The organism is Kribbella sp. NPDC051952, assembly GCF_040680855.1.
In the GTDB taxonomy this organism is placed as follows: domain Bacteria; phylum Actinomycetota; class Actinomycetes; order Propionibacteriales; family Kribbellaceae; genus Kribbella.
Genome location: NZ_JBFAXQ010000035.1, coordinates 51,228 through 66,618, shown reverse-complemented (window position 1 = coordinate 66,618; position 15,391 = coordinate 51,228). Strand labels below are relative to the sequence as shown.

Sequence of the window (15,391 nt, the reverse complement as noted above, 5' to 3'; positions counted from 1 at the left end):
GTCGTCGGAGGACCGTACTTCCTGTACCTGCTAGTGAAGACCGGAAAGTAGGAGAACCGCCATGCGTCTGCAGGCACAAGGCGTCCAGCTCGCCTATGACCAGAAGGTCGTTGCCAAGGACCTCACGTTGACGATCCCGGACGGGAAGGTCTCCGTGCTGATCGGTCCGAACGGCTCTGGGAAGAGCACCGCACTGCGGGCTCTGGCCCGGCTGCTGCCACCGGCCAAGGGCAGCGTGATCCTCGACGGCAAGTCGATCCAGGACACGCCGACCAAGGAAGTCGCGAGGCTCCTGGCGATCCTTCCCCAGGTCCTCGTCACGCCCGAGTCCATCTCGGTCGAGGACCTGGTCTGGTTCGGCCGCCACCCCCACCGCACCTCCCTGAAGGTGCCGAGCCCGGCCGACAAGGACGCCGTCGAATGGGCGATGCAGGTGACCAGTACGACGGAGCTCCGCCATCAGCACGTGGACCAACTGTCGGGGGGTCAGCGTCAGCGGGTCTGGATCGCACTTTGCCTCGCCCAGGGCACGGATCTGATCCTGCTCGACGAACCCACGACGTACCTGGATGTCGCCTATCAGCTCGAGGTCCTGGACCTGCTGCATCAGCTCAACCAGGAACAAGGCAAGACGGTCGCGATGGTGCTGCACGACTTCAACATGGCCGCTGAGTACGCCGATCACGTGTTCGTGATGAAGTCCGGGGCCATGGTGACTCAGGGCACGCCGCAGGACGTGTTCACCTACGACATCATCCGCGACGTGTTCGGGGTGGAGTCGAAGGTCGTCCCACACCCGGTCAGCGGCAAGCCGATGTGCATCCCGCTCCGGGCCGGTCTGCGGGCCCAACTGAAGGTGGCCAGCGGCTAGGAGCCGCCGCCGAAGCCGGCACCCGGGGATCCCCTCCTCCTCGGGTGCTTCGGCATGCCCGGAGGCCGTCGTACCCCTGACGCATTGACACTTCCATGACTTTGTAACTATCGTTTCGTGCAGCATATGTTTCATCTGAACGGTTCGATCTGAACGGTTTCACCTGAACGAGGGAAGTGAGAGATGGACGCGGCAACGTGGGGGCTGATCATCGCGACGTTCGTCGCGTGTTTCGTGGAGATGGTGGAAGCAACCACCATCGTGATGGCGATGGGTTACACCCGGAGCTGGAAATCGGCGCTGGTCGGCACCTTCGCAGCACTCGGCGCGCTCGCGGTGGTCACCGTGGCGGCCGGGTACGCACTGGCGACCTGGCTGCCGGAGTCGGCCCTGCAACTCGCGATCGGCGGCCTGCTGCTGATCTTCGGGCTGCAGTGGTTGCGCAAGGCGATCCTCAGATCATCGGGACGCAAAGCGGTGCACGACGAGGACGCGATCTACCGCGAGGAGGTGGAGGCGGCGAAGGCGGCCGGTGAGAGCAAGAGCGGGATCGACCTGTTCGCCTTCATGGTCTCGTTCAAGGGCGTGTTCCTCGAGGGTATGGAGGTCGTCTTCATCGTGCTGACCTTCGGCCTGAACGCGAACAACATCCCGGGCGCCAGCCTGGGTGCGGCCGCGGCCGTGGTCATCGTGCTCGGCATCGCGATCGCGCTGCGCCGGCCGCTGTCGATGATCAACGAGAACCTGCTCAAGTACGGCGTCGGCCTGCTGCTCGCGTCCTTCGGGACCTACTGGGCGGTCGAGGGGATCGGCATCTTCCGCGACGGCCGCGAGAGCCTGAACTGGCCGGGCCACGACCTGATGATCCTGGCCCTGATCGCGGCCTGGCTCCTGCTCAGCCGGATCTTCGTGGCGGCCCTGCGCAAGCCGGCCACCCCGGCACCGGTCGGTGCCCCTGACATCGCGGTGGAGGTGAAGAAATGAAGTTCCTCAAGGCCTTCGGGGCGTTCTGGTACGACTTCATCATCGGTGACGACTGGAAGATCGCGGTTGCCGTGGTGATCGCGCTCGCGCTCCTGTTCGCCGCGATGACGATCGGGCTGTTCGGCGAGACCGGGCTGACCCTGCTCGGCGGCGCGCTGGTCATCGCCGCGTTCACCATCAGCCTGTCGATCGACACCCGCCCGAAACGGCGGTGAGAGCGGGTTTCCCCTGGCCCGCTTGACCTTCGGCCCCGCACCGGTGTGCGGGGCCGAAGTCGTCCCTGGACGGCGCAGGAAGGCTGCTGTAGCAAACACAACGTCTTCTCAAAATCTCGTAGTAGATGCTACAGTCGCAGACGAGGCGCCCCATTCCCCCGTCCACGGTTTTGAATCGGAGGTCCCCAACGTGACTGATTCCCCGGTGATGCGCGATATCGCCGAGGCGGTGCTCGGCCTGCTACCGGCCGACGTCCGGTACGGCGACATTCGCGTCGTACGGCGGACGCACGAGCAGGTGCTGGTCGAACTCGAAGGCCCCGGTGAGGTCGGCTACGACGACTCGACCGGTCTCGGCCTGCGGGTGCTGATCGACGGCCAGTGGGGTTTCGCGGCCACGCACCGGCTCGATCGCCCCGGTCTCGACGCGGTGATCGCCCAGGCGGTCGGCCAGGCCAGGGCCGCCGGCGGTGGCGGCAAGGTGTCGCTCGGTTCGCCGGTGACGACCCGCGCCACCTGGTCCTCACCGCTGCAGGTCGACCCGTTCACCGTGCCGCTGTCCAGCAAGCTCGATCTGCTCGCCGCCAGTGTGAAGGAGGCCTCGACCGCCGGTCCGCTGGTTCAGCAGATCGAGGCGTCGATGGACTTCTACCGCGACGAGAAGGTGTTCGCGAACACCGAAGGCGCGCTGATCGAGCAGACCCTGACCGAGAGCGGCGGCGGCCTGATGGTCAACGCCAGCGACGGTGACGACCTGCAGCGGCGGTCGTTCCCGCAGGGTGTTCCGCGCCAGATCCGCGGCCAGCGCGGCGACTTCGCCACCGCCGGCTACGAGCACGTCGTCTCCCTCGGTCTGGACCGCGAGGCGGCCCGGATCGCCGCCGAGGCGGTCGCGCTGCTGGCCGCACCGCAGTGCCCCGACGAGATCACCACACTCATTGCCGGCAGCAACCAGCTGGCGATGGTGCTGCACGAGTGCGCCGGCCACCCGATGGAGGCCGATCGCGCGCTCGGCACCGAGGTGAGCCTGGCCGGCGGCACCTACGCCACCCCGGAACGCCGGGGCACGTTCCGGTGGGGCTCCGACATCGTCTCGGCGTACGCCGATGCCACCATCCCCGGCGCCCTCGGCTCCTTCGGGTACGACGACGAAGGCGTCCCCGCGCAGCGGACCCAACTGGTCAAGGACGGCATCTTCCTCGGTTACATGTCCGGCCGCGAGTCCGCCGGAGCACTCGGCGGCGAGTCGACCGGGCAGGCCCGGGCCGACGGCTGGCAGCGGCTCCCGCTGGTGCGGATGACGAACATCTGCCTGGAGCCGGGCGACTCGTCGCTGGACGAGATGATCGCCGGTACCAAGCGCGGCATCCTGGTCGACACCAACCGCGGCTTCTCGATCGACGACCAGCGGATGAACTTCCGCTTCGGCACCGAGATCGGCTGGGAGATCCGCGACGGCAAGGTCGGCCGGATGCTGAAGAACTGCACCTACCAGAGCGTCACCCCACAGTTCTGGGCCAGCCTGGATGCCTTGGGCGGACCGGACGAGTGGAGGGTGCACGGCGTCCCGTCGTGCAACAAGGGCGAGCCGCTGCAGGTGGCTCATGTCGGGCACGGCACGGTTCCGGGCCGGTTCCAGAATGTGCAGGTGGGTCGATGAGCATCGAGCAGGCGCACGTCGAGCAAGCACTCGAGATCCTCGGCGACGGCACCCGGTTGGACGTCCTCGGCGAACACGCCGATCTGCTCCGCTTCGCCGAGTCCCGGATCACCGCCCAGCACAGCGAACGCCGCCTTCGGGTCCGGGTCCGCACCACCCGCAACGGCCGCTCGGTCGCCGGCTCGCTGGAGACGCTCGAGCCGGCCGCCGTACAGGTCCTGGCCGATCGGCTGAACGCCGCGCTCGGGGACCTGCCACCGTTGTCGACGGCAACCGATTCGGATGACGCCGTCGAGGCGTCGGACGACCAGCCTGCGGTGGCGGCATCGGCGTCCGTGCTCGACTCGGATCCTGCCGTCCGTCATCAGTGGTTCTCCACCGTGCGGGACGGTCTCGACGCGTCGACGACACTCGGCGGCGCGATCAGGTACGACGTACTCGATCGGGTGGTCGCGAACTCGGACGGGCTGTTCCGCGCCGAGACGTTGACCAAGGCATCGATCCAGGCGATCGCGAAGAAGGGCGCCAACTCGGTCAGCGTGCGGTACATGAACCGGGACGCGGACCGGATCCCGGTGCACGAGATCCCGGAGCGGCTCCGGTCGGCGCTCACTCCCCTGCCCACCCGGGGCGCCCACCACGGCACGTGTCGCGTGCTGCTCAAGCCGCAGGCCGTGCTCACGCTGATCGCGACGTACGGGCACTTCGTCCTCGGCGCGACCGGGTATGCGACCGGCCGTTCGGCGGTCGCCGGCAAGCTCGGTGAACGAGTTGTGAGCGAGCTGATCAGCCTGGTCGACGACGGTGGTGACGCGGCCGGGCTGGCCAGCGGCTTCGATGCCGAGGGCAACGTACGGCGTCGCACCCAGCTGATCGATCGCGGCGTACTCACCGGGGTTGTCTCGGACCGCCGGCGCGCGGCTGTCACCGGTGGCGTCCCGACCGGGCACGCGGTGCCTGACGGCTGGCGTTTCGGCGGCGACCCGAGCCCGTCGAACCTGCTGCTCGACGCCGGTGACACCTCCGACGAGGAGTTGCTCACGCAGGTCGGCAGCGGTCTGGTGGTGAACCGGCTCGACTATCTGCGGTCGCTGCATCCCAAGCAGACGATGGTCACGGGTACCACGCGCGACGCGACGTACTGGGCCGAGGACGGCCGACTCGTCGGGTGGCATCCGCAGGTCCGGTTCACCTTCCGGATGGTCGACGTACTCAACGCGGTGCTTGCCGTCGGCAACACGCGGGAGTGCGGTGACACCACCTTCATGGACAGCGTCGTCGTCCCGTCGTTGCTGATCGACGCCGGCCCGCTCGTCCTGCCCTGATCCAGCAGCGCCCCGCGTGCGTGCTCATAAACCCGCGGGGCGCTGCTGCTCCACTCTCCAGGAGATCTCATGCCGACGGTCACGACCGTCCTGCACGGCTACTCACTCACCTCGAACCAGGGCAACCCGGCGTTCTGCTCGGTGCTCCTGGTCGAGAGTGCCGGCGAGCGGATTCTGTTCGACGTCGGTCACGCCGGTCGTCGTCGGCACCTGATCTCGGCGTTGACCGAGCGAGGTCTCGGAGCGGCCGACGTCGACAAGGTCGTGCTGTCCCACGGGCACTGGGACCATCTGCAGAACGTGGATCTGTTCCCAGCCGCGCAGGTGTTCGTGCACGGCGCGGAGTTGCGCAATCTGGCCGACCCACCGGCATCGGATCTCGGTACGCCGCGCTGGGCCCGGTCCGTGCTCGACGGTCTCGACGTACGCGAGGTCAAGGAGGGCGACGAGGTGGTCGCCGGGGTGACGGTGCTCGAGTTGCCCGGGCATACGCCGGGGTCGATCGGGCTGGCGGTTGACACGGCTGACGGGACCGCGGTTCTGGCAGCTGACGCCGTACCGACTCTGGCTGTTCTGCGGGCGTGCCGGGCGTCTGGGCGTCCGTACGACCGGGAGCGGGCCGATGCGTCGATCGAGCGGGTGGCGTCGCTGGCGGACGTGGTCCATCCGGGGCACGACCGGCCGATCCGGCTCGACGCGGACGGCGAGTTCGACTACACCGGAGCTGCGATGCCGTTGGAGTTCCGGGTCCCGTGAGTAGAGGAGTTGCCGTGGACACCATTCCTGAGCGGACGCCGAGCATGCTGGCGGATCCGCCGGCGGTCGACGTACCGCTGGCCGCGCGGTTGCTGCGGACGGCGTACGGGATCGACGCCGAGGTGTCCGAGCTGCGCAGCGAGCGGGACCGGAACTTCTTCGCCGAGGCCGACGGACAGCGGCTCGTGGTCAAGGTCTCGAACTCCGGTGACGATCCGGACCAGATCGCGATGGAATGCGCCGCGATGGACCACGTCGCCAGGGTCGATCCGGAGCTCCCGATCCCCCGGCTGCTGCCTACTGCCGCTGGCGATCCCATCACCACAGTTGAGGCCGCCGATGGGCGGAGCCATCTGGTTCGCGTGATCACGGTCCTGCCGGGTGAGGTCGGTGATCTGACCACGCTGCCCGACTGGTTCGCGGCCGGCTTCGGCGCGATCACGGCGCGGCTGACGCGCGCGCTTCAGGGCTTCGGGCATCCGGCTGCCTACCGGCGGCTCGACTGGGATCCACGCCAGGTCACCGCCCTGAGTTCGTACGCCGATCATCTGCCCGACGAGTCGCGCCGGGCTCCCCTGGGTCGGCTGCTCGAACGCTTCGCCGGTCTCGACGAGGCGACCCGGAAGCTCCCGTCCGGCGTGCTGCACGGTGACGTGACGTTGAGCAACGTGCTCCTGAAGGACGGCGGGATCACTGGTGTCATCGACTTCGGCGACATGCACCACACCGCCCGCGTCGCCGAGCTCGCGATCAGTCTGACGTCGCTGCTCCGGGAGTCCGACGATCTGTGGGCCGATGCCGGCCGCTTCCTGGACGGGTATCAGCGGGTGCTTGCGCTTGAGCCTGACGAGGTGGAGTTGATCGGTGAGCTCGTCCTCGCCCGCTCGGCCGCGAGTGTGCTGATCTCTGCCTGGCGGGCGCCGCTGTACCCGGACAACGAGGAGTATCTGACCAGTCTCGTCGTCGGGAGCTGGAACATCCTCGATCAGCTCGCCGCGCTGGACCGCGCCGAACTGGCCGGGCGCTTCCATCGTCTGTGCGGTACGTCGCGGGTCACCACGGAGGCCGACCCGACCTTGCTGGACCGCCGCCGGTCCGTCCTCGGCGGCGACCTCTCTCCCTTGTTCTACCGTTCGCCTTTACAGGTCGTCCGCGGCGAAGGTCCGTGGGTCCACACTGCCGATGGCCGGCGGTATCTCGATGCCTACAACAACGTTCCCGTGGTCGGGCACGCGCATCCGGCCGTCGTACAGGCCATCTCGCGGCAAGCCGCCGTACTGAATCTGAACTCGCGGTATCTGCATCCGAATGTCGTCGAGCTTGCCGAGCGGCTGATCGCGTCGATGCCACCTGGGCTGGATACGTGTGTGTTCGCGAACTCCGGGAGTGAGGCCAACGACCTCGCGTGGCGGATGGCGCGGGTCGCGACCGGGCGAGGCGGGGCGGTGGTCGCGGACCTGTCGTACCACGGGGTGAGCGAGGCCACGGCAGCGTTCTCGACCAACACTTATCCACCGTCCGCGCGGCCACCACATGTGGCCGTTTTCGAGGCGCCTCGGAGCGTTGCGGACGATGGGGTCGCGGCGACGGCCCGGGTACAGGCCGCGCGGGCTGAGCTGCAGCGGGCGGGCCATGATCTGGCGTTGCTGGCCGTCGACAGCGTGTTCAGCAGTGCGGGGATCCTGACGCCTCGCGACGACTTCATGGTTGGGTTGCAGGACTCGGCGCGGGCTGCTGGCGGGCTGTTCCTGGCGGACGAGGTGCAGGCCGGGTTCGGCCGTGGTGGGCGGAATCTGTGGCGGTTCCTGGACTTCGGGCTCACGCCGGATTTCGTCACGCTGGGCAAGCCGATGGGCAACGGTCACCCGATTGCGGCACTGATTACGCGGCGGGAGATCGCCGAGGCGTTCACCGAGGTCGACGAGTACTTCAGCACGTTCGGCGGGAATCCGGTCTCCTGTGTGGCTGCGCTGACTGTGCTGGATGTGATCGAGCAGACCGGACTGGTCGCACGATCCGGTCAGGTCGGCGCTCGGCTACGCGCCGGATTGCAGTCGCTGGTGCCGGACCTGCCGGTGCGTGGCCAGGGGTTGATGGTCGGCGTCGAACTGCCGGACGCTGCTGATTTCGCCGAGCGCTTGCGAGAGTACGGCGTACTCGTCGGAACGACCGGTCCGGGCGGCGGTGTCCTGAAGATCCGCCCGCCGCTGATCTGGACCGAGGCCGAGGTCGACCACTTCCTGACCGCCTCCCAGCAGGCTCGCGACCACTGAGACACTCAGCGGATTCTCAGCGATGGCCGACCACACTGGCATCATGCGGGTGGTGGAACGGCCAACGGGTGATCATCGCTGGAGAATTCTGCGCGTCTCACTCGGTCTGGTTGTTGTTGCCCTCGGCATCGCCGGGTTCGTCGGTCTCGCCGATGCGGCCAGTGAAGGCGATGGGCTGGCCGCGTTCGATCCACAGCTCACCGCTGACTTTGTTGCACACCGCCGTGCGCCGCTGTCGACCGTTGCCTCGGCCGTCACGTTCCTGGGCGAGGTGCCCGTCCTGTCGATCCTCACCGTGATCGCGGCACTCCTGTTACGGGCCGGCACGCGACGCTGGCAGCCCGGCATCATCCTGATCGTCGGCATGCTCGGCGCCGCCGGTCTGACCTACGGCCTCAAGGTGCTGATCGGCCGCCATCGCCCCGGTGCCGACGTCGTCCTCGGGCACGTCAACCACGGCTTCTCGTTCCCGTCCGGCCACAGCCTCAGCTCGGCCGTGTTCTTCGCCTCTTGGCCGGCCTGCTGTGGCAGTCGAGCGCGTCCCGGCTCACGAAGCTCATCGGCACGGCAGTCGCGCTCGTGATGAGCCTGGCGATCGGCCTGAGCCGGATCTATCTCGGGTATCACTGGGCCACGGACGTCCTGGCCGGCTGGACTGTCGCCGTGACCTGGCTCTGTCTGCTCGCCACCGGGCTCCACGTCATTCGGTCGACGCAGGATTCGCGATAAGTTGCCGCTCATGGACTGGAAGCTGGAGCTGGTATCGGTCCCGGTGTCGGATGTCGACCGGGCCAAGGCGTTCTACACCGAGCAGGTCGGCTTCGTCGCCGACCACGACCACCAGGTGAGCGACGAACTACGCTTCGTGCAGCTCACCCCACCCGGATCCGCCTGCTCGATCGCACTCGGCACCGGCATGGACCAGGCCGAGCCCGGATCCGTCCGCGGCCTGCAGGTCGTGGTCGCTGATGTGGACGCGGCGCGCTCCGAGCTGGTCGGCCGTGGCGTCGAGGTCTCGGAGGTCCAGGACTTCCCGTGGGGCCGGTTCGCCTTCTTCAACGACCCCGACGGCAACTCGTGGGCTCTCCAGCAGATCACCAACCGGTCGAACTGATGCCCGACGGCCTGATCACGAAGGTCGCCGCCGGCACCGTGACCGAGGTGACCGAGCGGTTCCGCACGATCCTCGAGACCAAAGGCGTCACGATCTTCGCCGTCATTGACCAGGCTGCCGCTGCCCGCTCGGCAGGACTCAGCCTGCGCGACACCGTGCTGATCATCTTCGGCAACCCGGCCGCCGGCACCCCGATCATGGAGCTCGCACCCCTCACCGCCCTGGACCTCCCCCTGAAACTCCTGATCTGGGACGACGCCGGCATCACCCGCCTCGCCTACTACTCCCCCGAAACCATCAGCCGGCGCCACGACCTACCACCAGAAACCGTCACCGCCCTAGCCGCGATCCACCCCCTCACCGACGCCCTGGTCGCTCCTCAGTCCTCGAGCTGACCACTGTCGAGCCGTAGCTGAGGGCAAGTAGTTCAGGGTCGCCTGGTTTACTGGCGGCATGCTGATGGCGCAGTCCCGGTCCGAGGCTTGGGGCGCAACATTCAACCGGGCCACTTCGGCTGTTGTAGGGCGGTTGCCGGGGCGGCTGGCCGAGATCGTTCCGGCCAGTCTGGTCGGATTCATTCTGATCAACGGGCTGACCTTCTGCGTTGATCTAGGACTGCTCACAGTCCTGCATTCGTTGCTGGGGATGGCGTTGTGGTTGTCGATCACGATCGCGTACAGCTGCGCCTTCGCATTGGCTTATGTGCTTAACCGGCTGTTCAACTTCCGGTCCCATGCCGCGGTCGGGAAGCAGTTCGCCGTCTACGCCGCTGTGGTGGTCGTGAACTACCTGGTGTGGATCCTCGGCGTCGGAACCGGTGCCGCCGCGCTCGGTCTCGAGTACCACCTCGCGCGCGTCCTCGCCGGTGTCTGCGAAGCGGTCTACATGTACTGCGCTCTTCGCTGGATCGTGTTCCGTCGAGTGCCGGCGCGTAGCCTCACGCCGGCTCGATAGCGCCTCGTGCTCGGAGGATCGCCCAGGCGACGAGTGCACCCGCTACGGCTGTGAGGGTCAGGCCGGCGATCGTGACGGCCTCGTGGAACTGGGCGGATTGCTGCGGGCTCCAGTTCGGCGTGGCGATCGAGCCGGTGAAGATCGCCGCGAGGATCGTGCCGGTGACGGCCAGGCCGACGCCCGGGGTGACCTGGGTGGCGGTGTCGAGCAGGGCTGCGCCGATCGTGGTCCGGTTCTTCGGCAGACCCCGGAGAACGTTGAAGCCGGCCACAGTGCCGATCACGCGCATCCCGGCAGCCACCAGCACGAGCGAGATGGCAACCCACACATAACCGAAGTGGCCGAACAGCCCGAAGACCGCGAGCCCCGACACGACAGCGGTAGAGCTGATCCAGGCAGCCCGATCGGGTCCGACCCGCTCCACGAACGGACCGACCAGCCGGCCGCCCGCGACCAGGACCACCACCTGCGGCAGCATGCCAAGAGAGGCCTGTACGGGCGTCCACCCCCAGTCGAGCTGCAGCTGCAACGTCACCAGGTAGCCGAGGCCCGCGACCGCCAGCCCGGCCGCGGCCTTGTACGCCAGGGCGCTCGACACCAGCGGGCGGGCAATGAGCTTCAGGTCGAGCAAGGGGTACCGCGCCGTGCGGGCGCGCAGGACGAAGAAGATGCCCGCGGCAACGGCCGCCACGGTCACCGTCCATGGAGCCCACGAGCCGGACCCCTCGTTCACGAACAGGGTCGGTGCGAGGAGCGCCAGTACGATCGTCGCCGTACTCAGCACTGCTCCGAGGACGTCGACCGGGTCGCCGTGCAGCTCGGCCGGATCGTCGGCGGCGATGCCTGCTCGCACTCCGATGAACGCGAGCACGGCGATCGGCACGTTCACCAGCAGGAGGGCCTGCCACGGGGCGAACGCGAGTACGAAGCCACCAGCAGTCGGACCGACCGCCAGGCCGACCAGACCGACGGTCGAGATGAGCGTGATCGCCCGGACCTGGAGCTTGTCCTGGTCGAACAGCCGGAACGCGAGCGCGATCGAGCCGGGCGTGGTCATCGCGGCGGCGACGCCCATCACCGACCGGACCGCGATCAGTTCGCCGGCGGACGTGACGAAGGCGGTCGCCAGGCTCGCGACCCCGAGGACCACCAGGCCGGTGAGCATGACCCGCCGGCGGCCGAACCGGTCGGCGATCGCGCCGAACAGCAGCATCAATCCGCCGAACAGCACCACATAGGCGCCGGTCACCCACTGAAGGGACACCGTCGAAGCGTGCAGGTCGCGGCCGATCGTGGGCAGCGCGACGTTGAGGATCGAGTTGTCCAGCATCTCGAACAGGAACACGGCGGACAGGCCGGCCAACGCGATCCAGGCGTCCCGCAGGGACCGAGGAGAGGTGAGTTGGATGCTCATACCTGCACCGTACACGATTTTTAGGGTTCACTCTAATTATGTGGCTTGATACACTTTGCGCGTGGCAGAACCCGGACTCCGCGACCTGAAGAAAGCCCGCACCCGCTTGCGCATCGCCGAGACCGCGGCCCGGCTGTTCGCCGAGCGGGGGTACGAGCGTGTCGCCGTCAGCGAGATCGCCCGCGCGGCCGAGGTGGCGGAGCAGACGCTGTACAACTACTTCCCGACCAAGGAGCAGCTGGTCACCGACCGCGAGCAGCAGATCCAGGACCGGCTGGGCGAGCTGATCCGCTCCCGGCCGGCCGGGACGAGCCCGGCCGCCGCCATCCGCGACTTCGTGCTGGAGACGGTGTCGGCGATCCGCGACATGCCGGCGGAGAATGCCCGCGGCAACCTCGGCTATCTGGCCGCCATCAGCCCGGCCGTCAACCGGCTGGCCCTGGAAATGACCGATCGCCAGGCCGCCGCGCTGGCCACGGCGATCAGCGACACGACCCCGGTCGCGCCCGAGATCGCCCGCCTGCAGGGCATCGCATTGGCCGGTGTGTTCCAGATCATCATCAGCGAGTCAGGCCGCCGTACGCACGCGGGACAGAGCCCCGCCGAGATCGTCGACGGGCTGTATCCGGAGATCGAGAACGTCCTGGGTGAGCTGGATCGCTGGCTCACCCGTACATGATCTGGGCGCTTCGGGGCACTTGGTAGTCAGGTGGACGGCGAGAACCATGGATCGCTGACTACCGAGGCCGCGCGTGTTGAAGGAACCAGCACGCGCGGCCGCTTCCATTATGACCGTCTTGCGACTGACCGGGCCAGGCGTGGGTAGAAATCCTGCGGCGGGGCACCGAGGGGTTGTCCGCATCCTTCGGAGAAGAGGGCCGTGAACGAGTCCTTAGCTGTGATCAACGGTCACTGGGTGGCGGACGTGTCGATGGTCACGCCGCACGGCGAGGTCAGCGCGGGCCGGGTCTGCATCCGCTGCGGCGGCCATTTCGCGCACCCGACCGAGATCGCGACCACCCACTGTCCGGCCGCGGGCACCTCGCACGGCCACCAGCTGATGACGAACCCGGACGACGGACTGCTCTACTGCACGCGCTGCCCCTTGGTCGCCTACGACCTCGACGACGTAGCCACCGAACCGCACTGCCCCATGCCACTCCACCGCTGAGGCGCACACTAGGGGCTGAGGGGGAAGCTCCATGGTGGGTCCGCTGATCGAGAGCAAGCTCTATCTGCCCAAGGTGCGGCACCGGCTGGTCGTGCGGCCGCGGTTACGCGAGCGCTTGCATCATGGTGCCGAATCGCGATTGACGTTGATCTCGGCGCCCGCAGGGTTCGGAAAGACCACGTTGCTGGCCGAATGGCTCGCCGACGCGTCCGCCCAAGGCCGGTCCGTGGCCTGGGTGTCTCTCGATGCCGGCGACAACCAGCCCGCAGCGTTCTGGACGTACGTGATTACCGCGGTGCAGAACGCCGTACCAGGGATCGGCGCCAGCGCTCTGGCGCTGCTGCGGTCGAGCGAGGCACGGATCGAGACGATCCTCGCGACCGTGCTCAACGAGCTCGGTGCCGTGCCGAACGAACTCGACATCGTGCTCGACGACTACCACCTGGTCAACGCGCCAGAGATCCAAGCCGGTACGGCGTTCTTCCTCGATCACCTGCCGCCGCACGTGCACCTGGTGATCAGTACTCGCGCCGACCCCGACCTCCCCATCGCCCGCCTCCGGGCCCGCGCCGACCTGGTCGAGATCCGGGCCGCGGAACTGCGGTTCACGCTCGACGAAGTGGCGACGTACCTGAACGAGACCGTCGGACTCGACCTGACGGCGAGCGACATCGCCGTACTGGAAGGCCGGACGGAGGGGTGGATCGCCGCGCTGCAGCTGGCCGGACTGTCGATGCAAGGGCGGGACGATGTCGGTGCGTTCATCGCGGGCTTCGCCGGCGACGACCGGTACATCGTCGACTATCTGGCTGACGAGGTGCTGGCGCGGCAGCCCGACCACCTCCGGCAGTTCCTGATCCGGACCAGCATCCTGGACCGGCTCAGCGGGCCACTCTGCGATGCCGTCACCGGGCAGCACGACGGGAAGGCGATGCTCCAAACGCTTGACCGCGGCAACCTGTTCATGGTGCCGCTGGACGACCACCGGCAGTGGTACCGCTACCACCATCTCTTCGCCGACGTCCTGCACACTCACCTGCTGGATGACCAGTCCGAGGAGGTCGCCGAGCTGCACCGCCGAGCCAGTCAGTGGTACGAGCGGGCCGCGATGATCACGCCCGCGGTACGGCACGCGCTCTTGGCCGGGGATGCCGAGCGCGCGGCCGGGTTGATCGAGCCGGCGATTCCGGGGCTGCTGCGGGACAGGCAGGAAGCCACGCTCCGCGGCTGGATCGACGACATCCCTGCGGAGGTGGTTCGCGAGCGGCCGGTCCTTGCGGTGGGCTTCATCGGTGCGCTGATGTCATGCGGGGAGTTCGATGGCGTCGCGGAGCGGCTCAGAGCGGTCGAGGACGCGCCTCCAGGGCTGTCCGCGGCGATCGAGATGTACCACGCAGCGCTGGCCTTGGCCGAGGGCGATGTGGATTCCGTTCGTACGCATGCCCAATCCGCGATCGACCTGGCGCAGGACGCTGACCTCCTCACCCGGTCCGGCGCCTCGGCCATCCTCGGGCTCGTCGACTGGAGTCGCGGCGAGCTCGAGGCCGCACACCACAGGTACTCCGTCTGCGTCGAGGGAATGCAGCGTGTCGGGCATCTGGCCGACGTACTCGGTTGTTCGATCACGCTCGCCGACATCCGGATCACGCAAGGCCGCCTCGGCGACGCGATGCGCACCTATCAACAGGCATTGCGACTCACCTCGGCCGAGCCGACCCTGCGCGGAACCGCGGACATGTACGTCGGCATGGCGCAGGTCGCCTGCGAACTCGGTGATCTGCCGACTGCGACCCAGCACCTGCTGCACGCCCAGAAGCTCGGCGAGCACACGTGGTTGCCGCAGAACCCGTACCGGTGGCGGCTCGCCATGGCCCGGGTACGGCAGGCTGAGGGTGATCTGCCGGCGGCGGTTGCCCTGCTCGACGAGGCGGATCGCCTGTATGTAGGCGACTTCTCCCCCAACGTCCGCCCAGTCCCGGCCGTGCGGGCGCGCGTGTGGGTCGCTCAGGGCAGGCTCGCCGAGGCCCGGAGCTGGGCGCGGGAACTGTCGGTCGAGGACGAGCTCAGCTACCTCCGCGAGTACGAGCACCTCACTTTCGCCCGGATTCTGATGGCGGGCTCCCCCGACAAGGCCGCCGTACTGCTGGAGCGCCTCCTCGTCACCGCCGAGGCTGGCGGCCGGATCGGGAGTGTCATCGAGATCCTGGTGCTGCAGGCACTCGTCCATCAGGTGTACGGCGACATCCCCGGCGCACTCGTGCCACTCGAACGCGCTCTGCAGCTCGCCGAGCCGGAGGGTTACGTCCGCCGATTCCTCGATGAGGGCCGGCCCATGGAGGTCCTGCTGCAGGCCGGGGCCAAGCGCGGGATCACTCCACGGCGGTTGCTGACGGCCCCTAAATCAGGACTGATCGAGCCACTCAGTGCGCGCGAGAACGACGTACTGCGACTGCTCCGGTCCGACCTCGGTGGACCCGAGATCGCCCGGCAGTTGGTGCTGTCGCTGCACACCGTGCGGACCCACACCAAGAACATCTACGCCAAGCTCGGCGTGAACAACCGCCGGGCCGCCGTACGCCGGGCCGAAGAACTCAACCTCTGATTTCACCACATGTGGTGATCTGCGTTCACTACATCGGCTCCTACCTTCGGGG

16 protein-coding genes are annotated in these 15,391 nt (G+C 67.9%); 15 read left to right on the top strand and 1 reads right to left on the bottom strand.

Translation table 11 applies throughout. The features are described 5' to 3' along the window. Positions 1–61: 61 nt before the first annotated feature. The 12 genes from AB0L70_RS37755 to AB0L70_RS37700 all read left to right on the top strand — a co-directional run bounded on the left by AB0L70_RS37755 (position 62) and on the right by AB0L70_RS37700 (position 10,152). A complete protein-coding gene (locus tag AB0L70_RS37755) occupies positions 62–871 on the top strand; it encodes an ABC transporter ATP-binding protein (RefSeq protein WP_363691674.1) in 810 nt (269 codons plus the stop codon). Positions 872–1,054: 183 nt separating this feature from the next. Continuing rightward, a complete protein-coding gene (locus tag AB0L70_RS37750; RefSeq protein WP_363691673.1) occupies positions 1,055–1,855 on the top strand; it encodes a hypothetical protein in 801 nt (266 codons plus the stop codon). Continuing rightward, positions 1,852–2,070: a hypothetical protein gene (locus AB0L70_RS37745; protein WP_363691672.1), complete on the top strand. Its 219-nt coding sequence runs from the start codon at positions 1,852–1,854 to the stop codon at positions 2,068–2,070. The genes AB0L70_RS37750 and AB0L70_RS37745 overlap by 4 nt, the downstream gene beginning before the upstream one ends. Positions 2,071–2,260: 190 nt before the next feature. After that, a complete protein-coding gene (locus AB0L70_RS37740; protein WP_363691671.1) occupies positions 2,261–3,730 on the top strand; it encodes a TldD/PmbA family protein in 1,470 nt (489 codons plus the stop codon). Beyond that, positions 3,727–5,055: a metallopeptidase TldD-related protein gene (locus AB0L70_RS37735; RefSeq protein WP_363691670.1), complete on the top strand. Its 1,329-nt coding sequence runs from the start codon at positions 3,727–3,729 to the stop codon at positions 5,053–5,055. The genes AB0L70_RS37740 and AB0L70_RS37735 overlap by 4 nt, the downstream gene beginning before the upstream one ends. Before the next feature lie 69 nt (positions 5,056–5,124). After that, positions 5,125–5,811 (top strand): MBL fold metallo-hydrolase, encoded by a 687-nt coding sequence (locus AB0L70_RS37730; protein ID WP_363691669.1) that lies wholly within the window; start codon positions 5,125–5,127, stop codon positions 5,809–5,811. A gap of 14 nt (positions 5,812–5,825) precedes the next feature. After that, a complete protein-coding gene (locus AB0L70_RS37725) occupies positions 5,826–8,084 on the top strand; it encodes an aminotransferase class III-fold pyridoxal phosphate-dependent enzyme (RefSeq protein ID WP_363691668.1) in 2,259 nt (752 codons plus the stop codon). A 43-nt stretch (positions 8,085–8,127) separates the two neighbouring features. Continuing rightward, positions 8,128–8,667, top strand: a complete 540-nt coding sequence (locus AB0L70_RS37720) for a hypothetical protein (RefSeq protein WP_363691667.1) — start codon at positions 8,128–8,130, stop codon at positions 8,665–8,667. Then, complete coding sequence (locus tag AB0L70_RS37715; RefSeq protein ID WP_363691665.1) at positions 8,595–8,813, top strand: phosphatase PAP2 family protein; 219 nt, start codon at positions 8,595–8,597, stop codon at positions 8,811–8,813. Before AB0L70_RS37720 ends, AB0L70_RS37715 begins: the two co-directional genes overlap by 73 nt. A gap of 10 nt (positions 8,814–8,823) precedes the next feature. Continuing rightward, a complete protein-coding gene (locus AB0L70_RS37710; RefSeq protein WP_363691664.1) occupies positions 8,824–9,198 on the top strand; it encodes a glyoxalase superfamily protein in 375 nt (124 codons plus the stop codon). Further along, positions 9,198–9,593, top strand: coding sequence for a DUF302 domain-containing protein (locus tag AB0L70_RS37705; protein WP_363691663.1), 396 nt, complete (start codon positions 9,198–9,200; stop codon positions 9,591–9,593). The genes AB0L70_RS37710 and AB0L70_RS37705 overlap by 1 nt, the downstream gene beginning before the upstream one ends. 58 nt (positions 9,594–9,651) lie before the next feature. Then, positions 9,652–10,152 (top strand): GtrA family protein, encoded by a 501-nt coding sequence (locus AB0L70_RS37700; RefSeq protein WP_363691661.1) that lies wholly within the window; start codon positions 9,652–9,654, stop codon positions 10,150–10,152. Here the strand turns inward: AB0L70_RS37700 and AB0L70_RS37695 are convergent. Further along, positions 10,136–11,566 (bottom strand): MFS transporter, encoded by a 1,431-nt coding sequence (locus AB0L70_RS37695; RefSeq protein ID WP_363691659.1) that lies wholly within the window; start codon positions 11,564–11,566, stop codon positions 10,136–10,138. The two genes, AB0L70_RS37700 and AB0L70_RS37695, sit on opposite strands and share 17 nt — an antisense overlap. A 61-nt stretch (positions 11,567–11,627) precedes the next feature. On the opposite strand from AB0L70_RS37695, the gene AB0L70_RS37690 reads away from it, so the two are divergent. The 3 genes from AB0L70_RS37690 (at position 11,628) to AB0L70_RS37680 (ending at position 15,339) form a co-directional block, all read left to right on the top strand. Next, positions 11,628–12,245 carry a helix-turn-helix domain-containing protein gene (locus AB0L70_RS37690; RefSeq protein ID WP_363691658.1) on the top strand — a complete coding sequence of 206 codons (618 nt, stop codon included), beginning with the start codon at positions 11,628–11,630 and terminating at the stop codon, positions 12,243–12,245. A gap of 201 nt (positions 12,246–12,446) precedes the next feature. Then, positions 12,447–12,737: a hypothetical protein gene (locus tag AB0L70_RS37685; protein ID WP_363691657.1), complete on the top strand. Its 291-nt coding sequence runs from the start codon at positions 12,447–12,449 to the stop codon at positions 12,735–12,737. Between the two features lie 31 nt (positions 12,738–12,768). Then, positions 12,769–15,339 carry a LuxR C-terminal-related transcriptional regulator gene (locus tag AB0L70_RS37680; protein ID WP_363691655.1) on the top strand — a complete coding sequence of 857 codons (2,571 nt, stop codon included), beginning with the start codon at positions 12,769–12,771 and terminating at the stop codon, positions 15,337–15,339. Positions 15,340–15,391 lie beyond the last annotated feature (52 nt).